We start from the raw sequence: 16,381 nt of genomic DNA on the forward strand, positions 1-16,381 counted from the left end.
TAGCCGTGGGCGGCGCGTCGGCGATACCGCGGCGGCGCGGGAGTCGGGATTCGGGAGTGGGGATTGGGGATTCGTCAAAGCAGCAAGCGCTTACTGCGCCGTGGCTGGCGCTGGCGCTGACGCCGGCGCCTCCGGTGCCGCCCAGCCCAGGCCCAGGCTCTTCTGCAAGGCCACGTAGCGCAGCAGCACCTGGGTATGCGCCTGCAGCGCACTGTCCTGGGCCGAGGCTTGCTGGCGCTGCACGTCCAGCGCATCGATCAGCGACGAGGCGCCGGCGGCATAGCGTTGCTGCAGCAACGCAGCGGAACGATCGGCCGAGGCGGCGGCCTTGTCCGCGGCCAGCGCCTGCTGGCGCGCGGCGCCGAACCGCGCCAGGGCGCCGTTGGCATCCTGCAGCGCGGCCAGCACCGTGCCTTCGTAGGCGGCCAGCCGCGCGGCGTTGCCGGCGCGGGCCTGCTCGACCTTGGCACGGGTGCCGCCGAAATCGAAGATCGACCAGCGCAGGAACGGCGCCACCACGCTGTTGACGGCGTCGCGGCCGAGATCGCCCGGCGAGGTCGCGGCCATGCCGATGTTGCCCAGCAGCGTGACCTGCGGGAAATACGCGGTCAGCGCTTCGCCGATCTTCGCCGACGAGGCGGCCAGCTGGCGCTCGGCGCGGCGCACGTCCGGGCGCCGGCGGATCAGCGCGCCGGCATCGTCCACCGGCACCGTCGCCGGCAACGTCGGCAACGGCCGGTCGGCGGCCAGTTCGGCATCGAGCGCGCCGGGCTCGCGGCCGATCATCAGCGCCAACTGGTCCAGCGCCACCTGCGCCTGCGCCTGCAGGTCCGGGAGTACCGCCTCCTGTTGCTGCAGTTGCGCCTGCGCGCGTTCCACCTGCAGGTCGGCGTCGGCGCCGCGCTCGCGGCGCTGCCGGGTCAGCTGCAGGGTCTGCCGGGCAGCCTCCAGGTTGCGCTGGGCCACGGCCATGCGCGCACGCGTGCTGCGGTAGCCCAGGTAGGCCTGCCCCACTTCGGCGGCGATCTGCACCTGGGTGTCGGCGAGGTCGGCCTCGTCGGCCTGGGCATCGGCCAGTGCGCCCTCGCTGGCGCGGCGGCGGCGGCCGAAGAAATCCAGTTCCCAGCTGGCATCGATGCCGACGCTGTAGAGCTGCGCACGCGGATCGATCTCCACCGGCTGGCCGGTGCCGGCGGCGATGCTGCCCAGGCGGTCGGTCAGCGCATCCGGCGCGCGCGCGTTGAGATAGGCCGCGTTGGCGCCAACGCTGGGCAACTGCTCGGCGTGGCGCTGGTCGACCAGCGCGCGCGAGGCGCGCAGGCGCGCCTGCGCCACCCGCAGGTTCGGGCTGTGCTGCAGGGCCTGCTCGACCAGCATGGTCAATTGCGGATCCTGCAGGGTGTCCCACCAGCGCTGCGGCGGCGGTGCCGGCACCACGCCGGCGGCGGCGGCCGTGGCATCGGCGCGGTGCAGCCGCGGCTGCGCCAGCGCCGCCTCGGCCACCGGCGGCGGCTTCACGTAGTCCGGGCCGAGCATGCAGGCCGACAGCAGCGAGGGCAGCGCGGCGGCGACGAGAACGCGGGAGAAACGCAGGGCCATGGAATCCTCAATGCATCGCGAGCGGAGCGCCGCCCTTGGGCAGCGGCTTGAGCAGGAACGCCAGCGGGATCGTGCAGACCACGATCACCCCGAAGATCCAGAACAGATCGTTGTAGGTCATCACCAGGGCCTGCTGCTGCACCAGCCGCGCCAGTTGCGCCAGCGACTGCATCGCCGCGCCGGCGCCGGACACCGACTGCAGTTGCGCGGCGATGCCATGCAGGTAGTCCTGCGCCAGCGGCGAATTGGCGGTGGTGCCGCTGCCGAGCATCTGCGTATGGAACACCATGCGCCGCTCCTGGAAGGTGGAGATCAGCGCCAGGCCGATCGAGCCGCCCATGTTGCGCGCGGCATTGAACAGGCCCGAGGCGTCGCCGGCCAGGTCCGGCGGCACCGAGGAGATCGCCGCCTGGTTGAGCGACATCATCGCCAGCGCCAGCCCGCAGCCCTGCAGCAGCTGCCCGGCGACGAAATGCATGCCGACCGACTCGGCGGTGAGGTGCATGTTGACGAAGCAGGCCGCGGCGAAGCAGCTCAACCCGCCGAGCACCAGCACGCGCACATCCACCGTGGTCAGCAGCTTGGGCATCATCGGCATCAGCAGCACCGTGGGGACGCCCGACAGCAGCACCACGTAGCCGGACTGCTCGGTGTTGTAGCCGGAGATCACCGCCAGGAACTGCGGAATCATGTACATGACCCCGAACAGGATCATGCCCACCGCCATCACCATCACGAACACCGCGCCGAAACTGCGCTGCAGCAGGATCGACAGGCGGATCACCGGCTGCCGGCTGAGGAACTGCGAGCCCACCAGGGCGATGAAGCCGACCAGCGAGACCACGCTCAGCAGCACGATCTCGGTGGATTCGAACCAGCGCTCGCGCTGGCCTTCTTCCAGCACCACGGTCAGCGCGCCCAGTCCGGCGGTCAGGCCGAAGATGCCGAGCCAGTCGGCGTCGAGCAGCCCGCGCAGATACATGCGCTCGTGCGGCAGCCCGAGCAGCAGCAGCGCCACCAGGCCGGCGCAGACCGGCACGTTGAGGAAGAACGCGTAGTGCCAGCTGACGTTCTCGGTGAGCCAGCCGCCCAGCAGCGGCCCGATCACCGGGCCCAGGATCACGGTCATGCCGAACAGCGCCGTGCCCAGGGTCTGCTGCGCCCGCGGCAGCCGCGTGGCGACGATGGTCAGCGCGGTGGGGATCAGCGCGCCACCGGCGAAGCCCTGGCCGACCCGGCCGAGGATCATCATGGTCAGGCTGCTGGACAGCCCGCACACCACCGAGAAAAACGTGAAAAGCAGCGCGCAGATCAGCAGGAAGTTGCGCAGCCCCAGGGTGCGCACGAACCAGCCGGTCAGCGGGATCATCACGATCTCGGCGACCAGGTAGGAGGTCGAGATCCAGGTGCCTTCGGTGCCGCTGGCGCCGACCTCGCCCTGGATGGTCGGCAGTGCGGCGTTGACGATGGAAATGTCCAGCGTCGCCATGAACGAGCCGATGGTGCCGGCGGCCACCGCCAGCCAGGCGCCGGTGTCGGCCTTTTGCGACGCCTGCGCGCCGGCCGCCGCGGCCGCTTCGCTCACGGGGTGCGCCCGCGCGGGGCGACCGTATCCTGGCCCTGCGCGTCCTCTTCCTCCACGCGCTCCTTGGCATCCTTGGCGCTGCGCGTATCGACCGTCACCGTCACCGACATGCCCGGCACCAGCACCTTGCGCGCCTCGGCGCCAGCCTTGAGGCGGATGCGCACCGGCACCCGCTGCACCACCTTGGTGAAGTTGCCGGTGGCGTTCTCCGGCGGCAACAGCGCGAACTGCGATCCGGTGCCCGGGGCGATGCTCTCGACCACGCCGTCCAGTTCCACCCCGGACAGCGCATCGACCTCGATCCGCGCCGGCTGTCCCGGCCGCATCAGCCCGACCTGGGTTTCCTTGAAGTTGGCGCTCAGGTACAGCGCGTCCACCGGCACCACGCTCATCAACCGGGTGCCGGCCGCGACGAACTGGCCGACCTGCACGGTCTTGTCGCCGATGCGGCCGGCGATGCGCGCGGTCAGGCGGGTGTCCTCCACCGCCACTTCCGCCTGCGCGGCATCGGCCTGCGCCTGTACCAGCCCCGCGCGGGCCTGGTCGAGCTTGGCGCTGGTGCCCTGCACCTGGCTCTCCGCAGCGACGACCTGGGCCTTGGCCGCGTCGAACTGCGCCTGCGCGCGGTCGCGGTCGTGGACGATGCTTTCGTAGTGTTCGTGGGTGTCGGCGCCGGAGGCGGCCAACGGCCCGAAGCGCTTGGCCTCGCCCTGGGCGAAGCGCAGGCTGGCGGCGGCGGCAGTGACCTGGGTGCGCGCCTGCAGCAGGCTGGCGCGCTGCGCCTGCAGCCCGGCCTCGGCGGCGGCGATGTCGGCCTGGCGCACCGCGATCGCGGCCTGCGCCTGCTCCAGGGTGGCGCGGTAGGTGCGCGGGTCGATCTCCAGCAGCGGCTGCCCAGCGGTCACTGCCTGGTTGTCGCGCACATACACCGCGGTCACGTAGCCGTTGACCCGCGGCGCCACCGCCACCGTATCGGCCTGCAGATAGGCGTTGTTGGTCTCCTGCAGGTAGCGGCCGGTGGTGAGGTAATAGATCAGCCACACTACCAGGCCGATCACCACCAGCAGGCCGATCAGCAGCAGGGTCCATTTGACCTTGGGGTTCTTCAGCGGCGACGGCGTGTCGGACTTGCCGTCGTCGGCTTGGCCCTTGCCGTCATGGCCCTTGTCGTCCCGGGGCGAGCCGGACTGGCCCTGGCCGGCGTGGGCATCGCGCGCGGCGGCCTGCCGCGGCGCCTGTGAGGAGTCTGGGTCGTGGTTGCTCAAGTCGCTGATTCCTGGGGAGAGGAAGAACGTCGCCGGGTCGGAACGGCGACGCCACCAAACGGTAGCGTACGCCAGCCGGCGCATTATTTGTACCGGTGAGTACAGAGTGCGTGAGCGCGGCGCGGCGTTGCGGTGGCGGTGGCGGTGGCGGTGGCGCTGCGGCGTCGCCGCGATGGCGGACGCTGTGCGGCGCCCGACCCGGCCGCTTGGATCGAGGGAGCGATGTCCCCGGTCTCTCATCCCGATGGGGGGAGCGATGTGTCGGGGCGCCCTTCGGCCGCGCGACGGGGCGCGATCGGGAAGGCCCGTCGCGGCTGAAGCCGCTCCTGCGGGAAAAGGTGTGGCCCGCTCCGATCAAACGGGAGAGCGTGCCGGCGCGATACCTGCGTGGACCGGCAAAGAGGTAAGAGCGGCTTCAGCCGCGACGGGCGAAGACGCGATGCGTCCCAGGCAGCATCGCGTCGGGACTGAAGTCCCTCCCACAACAGCCGCTTACGCTCGCCCTGGCCGCTCGGGCAAGCGCAGCGCGATAGCGGTCCGGGGCAACCCGCAAAGCCTTACCCGGACCGCAACGCCGGCGGCTCAACGGCCGGTCTTGATCTCCGTCCACAGGCGGGTGTACAGCTTGTCCACCTCGGGCGGGTTGATCGAATAGGTGAACATCTTCGCGGCCACGTCCGGCGGCGGATAGATGGTGGGATCGTTGCGGATCGCCGCGTCCACCAGCGGGGTCGCCTGCGGCACCGGATTGGCGTAGTGGATGAAGTCGGTATTGGCCGCGGCCACCTTGGGCGTCAGCAGGTAGTTGATGAACGCGTAGGCGTTCTCCGGATGCTTGGCGTCCTTGGGGATGGCCAGCATGTCGAACCACTGCGGCGCGCCTTCCTTGGGGATCGAATAGGCCACGTGCACGCCGTTCTTGGCTTCCTCGGCACGGTCGCGGGCCTGGATGATGTCGCCGGACCAGCCCACCGCCAGGCAGGTGCTGCCGTTGGCCAGCGAGGTCACGTACTGCGAGGAGTGGAAGTTCTGCACGTAGGGGCGGATGCGCTTGATCAGCGCCGCGGCCTGCTCGATCTTGGCCTGGTCGGTGGTGTGCGGATCCTCCCCAAGGTAGTGCAGCGCGATCGGGATCAGGTCCGAGGGCGTGTCCAGCAGGGTCACGCCGCAGTCCTTGAGCTTGGACAGATTCTCCGGCTTGAACACCAGGTCCCAGCTGTTGGCGATGTCGGTGCTGCCGAACGCGGCCTTGACCTTGTCGACGTTGTAGCCGATGCCGGTGGTGCCGACCATGTACGGCACGCCGTACTTGTTGCCCGGATCCTGCTGCGCGATGCGCTGCATGATCTGCGGATCGAGATTGGCCAGGTTCGGGATCTTGCTCTTGTCCAGCGGCAGGAACACGCCGGCCTGGATCTGCCGGCCGAAGAAGTTCAGCGTCGGCACCACCACGTCGTAGCCGCTGCCGCCGGCCAGCAGCTTGGTCTCCACCATCTCGTCGCTGTCGAAGACGTCGTAGGTGACCTTGATCCCGCTCTGCTTCTCGAAGTCGGGAATCGTGTTCTCGGCGATGTAGTCCGAGTAGTTGTACACGTTGAGCACCTTCGCCTCGCCCTGCCCCGCCTTGTCCGCGTCGCCGCCGGAGCCGCCGCAGCCGGCGAGCAGCGCCGTGGCCAAGGAAAGAGTAAGCAGTCGCAGCTTCATCGCAGGTCTCCGCGGGTCCTTGGGGCAGGAATGGAAGGATCGGCGGCGCGCGCCGGATCCGGGATCGGGGCTCCAGACTACCCAGCGCCGGGCTATTTGCCCAGCGCCTGGGCCGTATCCTCCAGCGCCAGCCAGGCCTTGTCGAACAGTTCGTCGACCTGGGCACGGCTGAGGATCAACGGCGGCGACAGCAGCATCGCGTCGTTGGTGGCGCGCAGGATCAGGCCGCGGCGCAGCGCGTTGTCGCGGCACAATGCGCCGACCTTGCCGCGCTCGGGAAAGTAGTGCCGCCGCGGCTTGTCCGGCACCAGTTCCAGCGCGCCGATCATGCCGACGATGCGCGCCTCGCCCACCAGCCGGTGCTCGCCCAGCTCGGCCCAGCGTTGCGCCAGGTACGGCGCGATCTCGCTGCGCGCGCGTTCGACGATGCCCTCGTCCTGCAGCAGGCGCAGGTTCTCCAGCGCCACCGCCGCGCACACCGGGTGCCCGGAATAGGTGCAGCCATGCGCCAACTCGCCGCCCTGCTCCTTCAGCACCATGGCCACGCGCGTGCCGAACATCGCCGCGCCGAGCGGGATGTAGCCGGAGGTGATGCCCTTGGCGATGGTCATCACGTCCGGCTGGAAGCCGAAGTATTGCGACCCGAACCATTCCCCGGTGCGGCCGAAGCCGCAGATCACCTCGTCGGCGACCAGCAGCACGTCGTAGCGGCGGCAGATGCGCTCGATCTCCGGCCAGTAGCTGCGCGGCGGAATGTACACGCCGATCGCGCCCATGATCGGCTCGCCGATGAACGCGGCCACCCGCTCCGGCCCCAGCTCCAGGATCTTGTCCTCCAGCCGCCGCGCGGCGAGCAGCCCGTATTCCTCCGGATCCATGTCGCCGCCGTCGCCGAACCAGTACGGCGGATCGATGTGGTGGATGTCAGGGATCGGCAGGCCGCCCTGGCGGTGCATGCCCTTCATCCCGCCGAGGCTGGCGCCGGCCATGGTGGTGCCGTGGTAGCCGTCGTGGCGGCCGATGAAGATGGTCTTCTGCGGCTGGTCCTGCACGGCCCAGAAGTGCCGCACCAGGCGCAGGATGGTGTCGTTGGCCTCGGAGCCGGAGTTGGTGAAGAAGGCATGGTCGAGGTCGCCCGGCGCCAGTTCGGCGAGCTTGGCGGCCAGGCGGATGGTGGGTTCGGTGGTGCACTGGAAGAAGCTGTTGTAGTACGCCAGCTGTTCCATCTGCCGCGCGGCGGCCTGGCCGAGTTCCTTGCGCCCGTAGCCGACGTTGACGCACCACAGGCCGGCGAAGGCGTCCAGCAACTGGTTGCCGTCGGCGTCCCAGACGTAGGCGCCATCGCCGCGGGTGAGAATGCGGGTGCCTTTCTGCGCCAGGGCGGCGTTGTCGTTGAACGGGTGCAGGTGGTGCGCGGCATCCAGGTCCTGCAGGGCGCGCGTGTCGATCGGGTCCATGTCCACTCCAATGTCGGTACCAAGGCCGCAACGCGGCCAAGCTTTGCTCTTGCTGTTGCTCTTGCTCTTGCTGTTGCTGTTGCTGTTGCTCTTGCTGTTGCTGTTGCCTTACCGGGTTCCCTTCCGAAGCGGCGGCCGTGCCGGGGAAAAACCCCGAAGGGGCGGCGCACATGGATGTGCGCCGTTCGCGGCAGGGGCAGGATGCCCCTTCCGCGAATCCCCGGCATGGACGCGGACCCGGAGCGCGTTAGCGCGGAGGGCGCGAGGCAGGGTGTGCTTTCTTTTGGTTACTTTTCTTTGCACAAGCAAAGAAAAGTGACTCGCCGCCAGGCGAAAGCTTTGCTCTTGAAGATGCTTCCGCCGTGGCTGAACTGTAGGAGCGGCGTCAGCCGCGACCGAGGCGATCAGCCGTGTCTGTCGCGGCTGACGCCGCTCCTACAGTTCTTCTCGTCTGACACTCAAGCTTGAAGCAACAGCAAAGGCTTTCGCCCTTGCGGGCGAGTTACTTTTCTTTGCTCGCGCAAAGAAAAGGTAACCAAAAGAAAGCGCGCCCTGCCTTCGCGCCCTCCGCGCTGCGCGCTCCGGGTCCGCGTCCATCACGGGGATCCGCGGAAGGGGCATCCTGCCCCTGCCGCGGACGGCGTACATCCATGTACGCCGCCCTTCGGGTGTTTCCCCGCGATGGCCGCCGCTTCGGAAGGGAACCCGGTAAGTCAAAAGCAACATCAACGTCCGGAGCAAGAGCAACGTCAGGAGCAACAGCAACAACAGTAGCAACGGCAACGTCGACGTTCTGGCTGGCTGGCGCGAACCGCCCCCTACACGTTCAACAACAAAAACTCCCGCTCCCACGAACTGATCACCCGGAAGAACGTCTCGTACTCCTTGCGCTTGACCGAAATGTACGCCCGCACGAAACGCGGCCCCAGCAACTCCTGCAACGGCGCACAACGCTCCAACTCGTCCAGCGCCTCGCCCAGCGAGCGCGGCAACTGATAGCCCATCTCCTTGCCGCTACCCGTGGTCGGCTCGGTCGGCTCGAGCTTCTCGCGGATTCCGAGCAAGCCGCAGGCCAGCGTCGCCGCCATCGCCAGGTAGGGATTGGCGTCGGAACCGGCGAAACGACTCTCCACGCGCATGTTTTCGATCGTGTCGATCGGCACGCGCAGGCCGCAGGTGCGGTTGTCGAAGCCCCACAGCACATTGCTCGGCGACACCTCGCCGAACATCAGCCGGCGGTAGGAATTGACGTTCGGCGCGAAGAACGCCATCGCCATCGGCACGTACTTCTGCAGGCCCGCCAGGTAATGGGCGAAGGTGCGACTGTACTCGCCGGCGCGGCGGCCGCTGAAGACGTTCTTGCCGTGCTTGTCCACCAGGCTCTGGTGGATGTGCATCGCACTGCCCGGCTCGTTCTCCATCGGCTTGGCCAGGAAGGTGGCGTAGACGCCGTGGCGCAGCGCCGCCTCGCGCATGGTGCGCTTGAACAGGAACACCTGGTCGGCGCGCGACAGCGCGTCGTCGTGGGTGAAGTTGACCTCCAGCTGCGCCGCGCCGGATTCGTGGATCAGCGTGTCCACGTCCAGCTCCATCGCGTCGCAATAGTCGTACATCAGGTCCAGGATCGGATCGAACTCGTTGACCGCGTCGATCGAGTACGACTGCCGTGCCGTCTCCGGCCGGCCCGAGCGGCCGGCCGGCGGCAGCAACGGAAAGTCCGGGTCGGTGTTCTTCTGCACCAGGAAGAACTCCAGCTCCGGCGCCACCACCGGCTTGCAGCCGATCGCCGCATACGCCTCCAGCACCCCGCGCAGCACGTTGCGCGGCGCCAGTTCGTGCGGCTGGCCTTCCTTGGTATAGCAATCGTGTATCACCTGAGCGGTGGGATCGGCGGCCCACGGCACCATGCGCACCGTGTCCGGGTCCGGGCGCAGCTGCATGTCCGAATCCGACGGCGAAGTCAGGTCGTAGTAGTCGTCCGGGTAGTCGCCGGTGACCGTGGTGGCGAAGATGCCCTCGGGCAGGCGCGTGCCGTAGTCGTGCGAGAACTTGGCGGCGGGAATGATCTTGCCGCGCGCGTTGCCGGTGATGTCCGGCACCAGGCACTCGACCTCGGTGATGTGGCGCTCCTTGAGCCAGCGCCGCAGCGAGCTTTCCTGCTGTTCCGGGGTGTGCTTGCGCGATCGGGGTCGACTGGCCATGGGAATCAGCGCCTGCGGCTGGCCGCATAGTGGCGACAGGCGTCGCCGAAGGATTGGAAGATGCCGAGATAGAACGGGTCGTCGAGGACCCGCCACTCCGGATGCCATTGCACACCGAGCAGGAAACCGGGGCCGATGCCGCGGAAGGCCTCGATCAGCCCGTCCGGCGCCAGCGCCTCGACGATCAGGTCGCCGCCGAGCCGGGCCACGCCCTGGCCGTGCAGCGAGTTGACCCGCACCCGCCCGCGGCCGGCGATCTCCTCCAGCCAACCGCCTTCGCTCAGCGCCACCTCGTGCGCCGGCGCGTACTGCGCCTCCAGCGGCGCCTGCGGATCCTCGCGATGATCGGACAGCCCCGGCTGCGCATGCACCTTCTGATACAGGGTGCCGCCGAGGGCGACGTTGACTTCCTGGAAGCCGCGGCAGATCGCCAGGATCGGCAGGCCCAGCGAGATCGCCTGCGGAATCAGGTCCAGCGTGTTGGCGTCGCGCGCCGGGTCATGCAGGTTGCCGAGCCAGCTCGGCTCGTCGCTGTAATGGTGCGGCTCGATATTGCTGACCGCGCCGGTCAGCAGCAGGCCGTCGAGCCGCGTCAGCCAGGCGCGGGCGTCGACCGGCGGCTGCAGCGACGGCAGCAGCACCGGGGTCACCCCGGCGCCATCGACGGCGGCACGCAGATACTTTTCGCCCGCGGCCAGGAACGGATGCTGGCCGATGAGCTTGCGGTCGGTCGGCACACCGACCAGGGGCGATACGGCCATGCGAAGAACTCGTGTGGCGTCCTCGCAAGTTACCGCGAGCGTTTTATTTTTACAACACAACACGCAGTGGGACACGGCGCACAACGCACCTGCAGAGGTGCTGACCGGCCCGCACGATGCCGCAAAATCTCCTTCGTCATGCCGCAAAAGCGCAACACGACCAGCGTGCCACGCGAGCGAGCGTCGGCACGCCGCCTCCTGCCGCTGTTGAGTATTCTTGACGCCATGGCGCTCTGCTAAGCTCCAAGCACTCCCGCCGTCCGCCGCGATGACCCGCATGCACGACGCCCCGCTGCTGCCCCCGGACGATGCCCAGACCCTGCAGCGTATCGCCGGCTGCGAGCAGATCGACCTGCTGCTGCCGGACTGCAACGGCCTGCTGCGCGGCAAGCGCATCGCCCGCGACGCGTTGGACAAGGTCTACCGCGACGGGGTGTGCCTGCCGATGTCGCTGATCGCCACCGACATCACCGGCAATACCGTCGAGGAAACCGGGCTGGGCTACGACATTGGCGACGAGGACCGGCTGTGTTTCCCGGTGCCGGGCAGTCTGCGGCCGGTGCCGTGGGCGCCGGTGCCGTCGGCGCAACTGCTGCTGGCGATGCAGGACGGCGCCGGCGGCGCGCTCGACTTCGCCCCGCGCCAGGTGCTGGCGCAGGTGCTGGCCCGCCTGCATGCACGCGGGCTGACCCCGGTGATCGCGGTGGAACTGGAGTTCTACCTGTTCGACCCGCACGCCGACGCGCACGGCCGCCCGCAGCCGCCGCTGCACGCCCACAGCGGACTGCGCAATGACAGCACCCAGGTCTATTACATGCAGGAACTGGACGACCAGCGCGGCTTCACCGACGCGGTCGCGCAGGCTTGCCGCGCGCAGGGCATCCCGGCCGATACCGCGGTCGCCGAATACGCGCCGGGCCAGTTCGAGATCAACCTCAAGCACCGCGCCGATGCGCTGGCCGCCTGCGACGATGCGGTGCTGCTCAAGCGCGCGATCAAGGCGATCGCGCAGCAGCAGGGCCTGCTCGCCAGCTTCATGGCCAAGCCGTTCGCCGCGCAATCCGGCAGCGGTCTGCACGTGCACGTGAGCCTGCTCGACGATGCCGGCCACAACGTGTTCGCTTGCACCCCGCAGGCGCCGGCCGCGCCGCTGCGCCATGCCATCGGCGGATTGCAGCAGAGCGCCGAGGACTGCCTGCTGCTGTTCGCCCCGCACGCCAACAGCTACCGGCGCTTCGTCGCCAATGCCTTCGTCCCGCTCAACGAGAGCTGGGGCTTCAACAACCGCACCGTGGCGATGCGGGTGCCGCACAGCGACCCGGCCAACACCCGCATCGAGCACCGCATCGCCGGCGCCGACGCCAACCCCTACCTGGTCGTCGCGGCGGTGCTGGTCGGCATCGAATACGGCCTGGCGCAGGGCCTAGACCCCGGCCCGCCGACCCAGGGCAACGCCTACGCGCAACACGCCGCACGCGAACCGGACTGGCGCAGCGCGATCGCCCGCTTCCTGGACAGCGACTTCGCCGCCACCGCGTTCGGCACACGTTTCCGGCATATCTATGGCCAGCAGAAACGCCGCGAGCTGCTGGACTTCCAGGCGCAGGTCAGCGATGTGGACTATCGCTGGTATTTGCGCACGGTTTGAAGGCTGGGAATCGGGAATGGTGAATCGGGAATCGAAAGCAGGCACCGCGAATGCGCCTGCAGCCCGGCGCGTGGTGCGCCTGGGTCATCACAACGGTTCGCCGCCATGACCGGCGCTTCTCCCATTCCCCATTCCCGAGTCCCCATTCCCGGCGCGTCCTGGTACCTCGACAGCGCCGCGCCGTTCCCGAAACAGGAACCATTACGAGGCCAGGTGCGCGCCGACGTGTGCATCCTCGGCGCCGGCTATACCGGGCTGAGTGCGGCGCTGGCCCTGGCCGAGGCCGGGTATCGGGTGGTGGTGCTGGAGGCGCAGCGGGTCGGCTGGGGTGCGTCCGGGCGCAACGGCGGCCAGGCCATCGTCGGCTACGGCTGCGAGCAGCACACCCTGGAAGCCCTGCTCGGCCAGGACGATGCACGACTGCTGTTCGACTTCTCCCGCGACGGCATGCAGTTGCTGCGTACCCGCATCGCCCGCCATGGCATCGCCTGCGACTGGCGCGACGGCCATGCGCACGTAGCAATCAAGCCGCGCCAGGAACGCGCCTTGCGCGCCGGCATCATCGAGATGGCGCAGCGCTACGACTATCCGCTGCAATGGTGGGACCGCGCGCAGTTGCAGTCGCAGTTGCGCAGCCCACGCTACCTGGGCGCGATGTACGACGCGGCCAGCGGCCACCTGCATCCGCTGGACTACGCGCGTGGCCTGGCGCGGGCAGCGCTGGCGGCCGGGGTGCGCATTTACGAGCAGACGCCGGTCACGCAACTGGTGCGCGGTGCGCGGCCGATCCTGCGCAGCGCGCACGGCGAGGTCGAGGGCGAGTTCGCCATCCTCGCCGGCAATGCCTGGCTGCACGGCATCGCCCCGGAGCTGGAATCGCGGATCATGCCGGTCGGCACCTACATCGGCGCAAGCGCGCCGCTGGGCGAGGCGCTGGCCCGCGAACTGATCGGCAACGACATGGCGGTGGCCGACGTCAACTGGGCGCTGGACTACTTCCGCCTCAGCCGCGACCACCGGCTGCTGTTCGGCGGCCGCGCCAGCTATTCGTCGCTGCCGCCGCCGGGCCTGCGCGGGGTGATGACCCGGCGCATGCGCCGGGTGTTCCCGCAGCTGCGCCAGATCGAGATGGACTCGGTGTGGGGCGGCTACGTCGACATCACCCGCAACCGCGCCCCGCATTGGGGCCGGCTGACCCCGAACGTGTACTTCGCCCAGGGCTTCTCCGGCCATGGCGTGGCCGCCACCGGCCTGGCCGGCGCGGTCATCGCCGCGGCGATCGCCGGGCAGGCGCAGCGGCTGGACGTGTTCGCACGGATCCCGCACGCGCCCTTTCCCGGCGGCCGCCTGCTGCGCACGCCGCTGCTGGTGGCGGCGATGTCCTGGTACAAGCTGCGCGACGCGCTCTGGTAGCCAGGGACGCACCCGCGCCGCCCTCAAGTTTGCGCGCACACGGCCGCTAACCGGGTTCCATTCCTGGATTGCCGCCCGCGAGGCATGCATGTCGCACCCGTTGTCGATCGCCCCGATCGCCCCCGACGGCAGCCCCGCACAGCAGCGCATCCTGCTGGTGGAAAACTCGCGCACCTTCACCGACCTGCTGCGCGCGGCGATCGAGCAACGGGTCGAACTGCCGGTCGTGGTGGTCTCCACCCTGGCCGAGGCCGCCGCCGCCCTGGATGACGGCGGCCCCTGGTTCCTGGCGCTGACCGGGCTGGTGCTGGCCGATGGCGACCGCGACACCGTCGTGGACTTCTTCGTCGCGCGCGGGCTGCCCACCGTGGTGGTCAGCGGGGTCTACGACGAGAGCCTGCGCAAGCGCATCCTGACCCAGCAGATCATCGACTTCGTCCTGAAGAACGCGCCGGACAGCATCGACTACTTGGCCTGGCTGGTGCAGCGACTGGCGCGCAACCGGTCCATCACCGCGCTGGTGGTGGACGACTCGCCGTCGGCGCGCGCCTACGCCGCCTCCCTGCTGTCGATGTACGGCTACCGCGTGGTCGAGGCCGCCGACGGTGCCGCCGGGCTGCGCGCGATCGAGGCCAATCCGTCCATCCGCCTGGCAGTGGTGGACCAGGAAATGCCGGGCATGGAAGGCGTGGAATTCACCCGCCGGCTGCGCGCATTGCGCGCGCGCGACATGCTGGCGGTGATCGGCCTGTCCGGCAATAACGACCCGTCGCTGGTACCGCGCTTCCTCAAGAACGGCGCCAACGACTTCCTGCGCAAGCCCTTCTCGCGCGAGGAGTTCTTCTGCCGGGTCTCGCAGAACGTGGATCAGCTGGAGCTGATCGGCACCCTGCAGGACCTGGCGACACGCGACTTCCTCACCAGCCTGCCCAACCGCCGGCACTTCCTCGAACAGAGCCAGCGCGTGCTGGCGAAGTGGCTGGCGCGGCAGGAGCCGGTCTGCGTGGCGATGCTCGACATCGACCACTTCAAGCACATCAACGACACCTTCGGCCACGAGGCCGGCGACGAAGCGCTGCGCGCGGTGGCGGCGACCCTGGCCGCGCACGCGCGCCCGCAGGACATGGTGGCGCGCTTCGGCGGCGAGGAATTCTGCATGTTGGTGCCGGGCCTGGCCCCCGCCGCGGCCGCCGATTACTTCGAAACCCTGCGCGCGCGCATCGCCGACCTCGCGATTCCGCTGGGCACGCAGACGCTGCGTCTCACCATCAGCATCGGCGTCAGCAGCAGCGGTCCGCAGCGGCAGACCCTGCATCCGCTGCTGACCGAGGCCGACAAGTACCTGTACCTGGCCAAGGCCGGCGGCCGCAACCGGGTCGAACACGCGCCGCCGGCGGAGCCGGCGCTCAGCGACGCGGCCGCCTGATCGCCAGCAGGGCCAGCAAGGTCAGCAGCGCCGCCGCGCTGAGGTAGTAGCCCACCCACGGCAGGCCGTAGTGCGTGGCCAGCCACACCGCCACGTACGGCGCCGGCGCCGCGCCGATGATGCCGGCCAGGTTGAACGCCAGCGAGGCGCCGGTGTAGCGCACCGGCACCGGATACAGTTCGGCCAGCAGCGTGCCGCAGGGGCCGTAGGTCAGGCCCATGAAGAAGAATCCCAGCGCCAGGAAGCCCAGCACCTGCCAGGGCTGCCCGGCCTGGAACAGCGGCGCGAAGAACAGCCCGAACGCGACGATGGCCACACTGGCCACCAGCATCGCCGGGCGCGTGCCGCGACGGTCGCCGTACCAGGCCGACAACGGGATGCCGGCGGCGAAGAACAGGATGCCGACCATCTGCAGCAGCAGGAACTGCTCGCGGCTGTAGTGCAGCGTGGTGGTGCCGTAGCCCAGCGCGAACACCGTCATCAGGTAGAACAGCACGAAGGTCGCCAGCACCGCGAACGTGCCCAGCAGCGTCGCGCCGATGTGCTGCGAGAGCACCGTCTGCATCGGCAGGCGCACGCGTTCGTTGCGGTCCAGGGCGCGCTGGAAGTCCGGGGTCTCGTGGATGCGCAGGCGCACCCACAGCCCGGTGATCACCAGCAGGGCGCTGGCGACGAACGGAATGCGCCAGCCCCAGCGCAGGAACTGCGCCTCGTCCAGCAGCGCGCCCAGCAGCAGGAAGATGCCCGAACACAGCAGGAAGCCCAGCGGCGCGCCCAGCTGCGGGAACATGCCGTACCAGGCGCGCTTGCCCGGCGGCGCGTTCTCGGTGGCCAGCAGCACCGCCCCGCCCCACTCACCGCCCAGGCCCAGGCCCTGGCCGAAGCGGCACAGCACCAGCAGTGCCGGCGCCCACAGGCCGATCCGTTCGTAGCCGGGGAGCAGGCCGATCAGCACGGTGGACAGGCCCATGGTCAGCAGCGCCGCGACCAGGGTGGCCTTGCGGCCGATGCGGTCGCCGAAATGGCCGAACAGCGCCGATCCCAACGGCCGCGCGACGAAGGCCACGGCGAAGGTCGCCAGCGACTGCAACTGCGCCGCATCGGCATCGCCTTCGGGGAAGAACAGCTTGGGGAACACCAACACCGCGGCGGTGGCGTAGATGTAGAAGTCGAAGAACTCGATGGTGGTGCCGACCAGGCTGGCCAGCAGCACGCGACGCGGCGAGTTGACGGGCGGAACGGGAGACGCGGCAACGGTCATGGAGGCGACATCGACAGGCAATCGGCCGATTCTGGCAGATCGGCGCCGAGGCGACGCGCTT

At 69.2% G+C, this 16,381-nt stretch carries 11 protein-coding genes; 3 read left to right on the plus strand and 8 right to left on the minus strand.

Annotation, left to right across the window (positions count from 1 at the left end):
• Positions 1-90: 90 nt before the first annotated feature.
• The 7 genes from CEK65_RS11075 to CEK65_RS11115 form a co-directional block, all read right to left on the minus strand.
• The gene (locus CEK65_RS11075) at positions 91-1,593 is read right to left on the minus strand and encodes an efflux transporter outer membrane subunit (RefSeq protein ID WP_193314763.1); all 1,503 of its coding nucleotides are present in this window, start codon (positions 1,591-1,593) and stop codon (positions 91-93) included.
• 13 nt (positions 1,594-1,606) lie between these two features.
• The gene (locus CEK65_RS11080) at positions 1,607-3,184 is read right to left on the minus strand and encodes an MDR family MFS transporter (protein ID WP_152181752.1); all 1,578 of its coding nucleotides are present in this window, start codon (positions 3,182-3,184) and stop codon (positions 1,607-1,609) included.
• Positions 3,181-4,449, minus strand: coding sequence for an HlyD family secretion protein (locus CEK65_RS11085; protein ID WP_152181753.1), 1,269 nt, complete (start codon positions 4,447-4,449; stop codon positions 3,181-3,183). Before CEK65_RS11085 ends, CEK65_RS11080 begins: the two co-directional genes overlap by 4 nt.
• Positions 4,450-5,031: 582 nt before the next feature.
• The gene (locus CEK65_RS11090) at positions 5,032-6,153 is read right to left on the minus strand and encodes a polyamine ABC transporter substrate-binding protein (protein WP_152181754.1); all 1,122 of its coding nucleotides are present in this window, start codon (positions 6,151-6,153) and stop codon (positions 5,032-5,034) included.
• Between the two features lie 92 nt (positions 6,154-6,245).
• Entirely contained in the window at positions 6,246-7,610 is a 1,365-nt protein-coding gene (locus tag CEK65_RS11095) for an aspartate aminotransferase family protein (RefSeq protein ID WP_152181755.1), read from the minus strand.
• Positions 7,611-8,428: 818 nt separating this feature from the next.
• A complete protein-coding gene (locus CEK65_RS11110; protein ID WP_017908479.1) occupies positions 8,429-9,811 on the minus strand; it encodes a glutamine synthetase family protein in 1,383 nt (460 codons plus the stop codon).
• 5 nt (positions 9,812-9,816) lie between these two features.
• The gene (locus CEK65_RS11115) at positions 9,817-10,572 is read right to left on the minus strand and encodes a gamma-glutamyl-gamma-aminobutyrate hydrolase family protein (protein WP_150411204.1); all 756 of its coding nucleotides are present in this window, start codon (positions 10,570-10,572) and stop codon (positions 9,817-9,819) included.
• Between the two features lie 268 nt (positions 10,573-10,840).
• Here CEK65_RS11115 and CEK65_RS11120 point away from each other — a divergent pair, with 268 nt between their 5' ends.
• From CEK65_RS11120 to CEK65_RS11130, 3 genes are all read left to right on the plus strand, one after another.
• The gene (locus tag CEK65_RS11120; protein WP_152181757.1) at positions 10,841-12,220 is read left to right on the plus strand and encodes a glutamine synthetase family protein; all 1,380 of its coding nucleotides are present in this window, start codon (positions 10,841-10,843) and stop codon (positions 12,218-12,220) included.
• Between the two features lie 105 nt (positions 12,221-12,325).
• Positions 12,326-13,633, plus strand: coding sequence for an FAD-binding oxidoreductase (locus CEK65_RS11125; protein WP_193314759.1), 1,308 nt, complete (start codon positions 12,326-12,328; stop codon positions 13,631-13,633).
• 88 nt (positions 13,634-13,721) lie between these two features.
• Complete coding sequence (locus CEK65_RS11130) at positions 13,722-15,059, plus strand: diguanylate cyclase (RefSeq protein WP_017908483.1); 1,338 nt, start codon at positions 13,722-13,724, stop codon at positions 15,057-15,059.
• Here the strand turns inward: CEK65_RS11130 and CEK65_RS11135 are convergent.
• Positions 15,040-16,320: an MFS transporter gene (locus CEK65_RS11135; RefSeq protein WP_152181758.1), complete on the minus strand. Its 1,281-nt coding sequence runs from the start codon at positions 16,318-16,320 to the stop codon at positions 15,040-15,042. The genes CEK65_RS11130 and CEK65_RS11135 overlap by 20 nt on opposite strands.
• Positions 16,321-16,381: the final 61 nt, after the last annotated feature.

This window comes from Xanthomonas sp. LMG 12459 (genome assembly GCF_009192905.1).
Taxonomy (GTDB): domain Bacteria; phylum Pseudomonadota; class Gammaproteobacteria; order Xanthomonadales; family Xanthomonadaceae; genus Xanthomonas_A; species Xanthomonas_A sontii.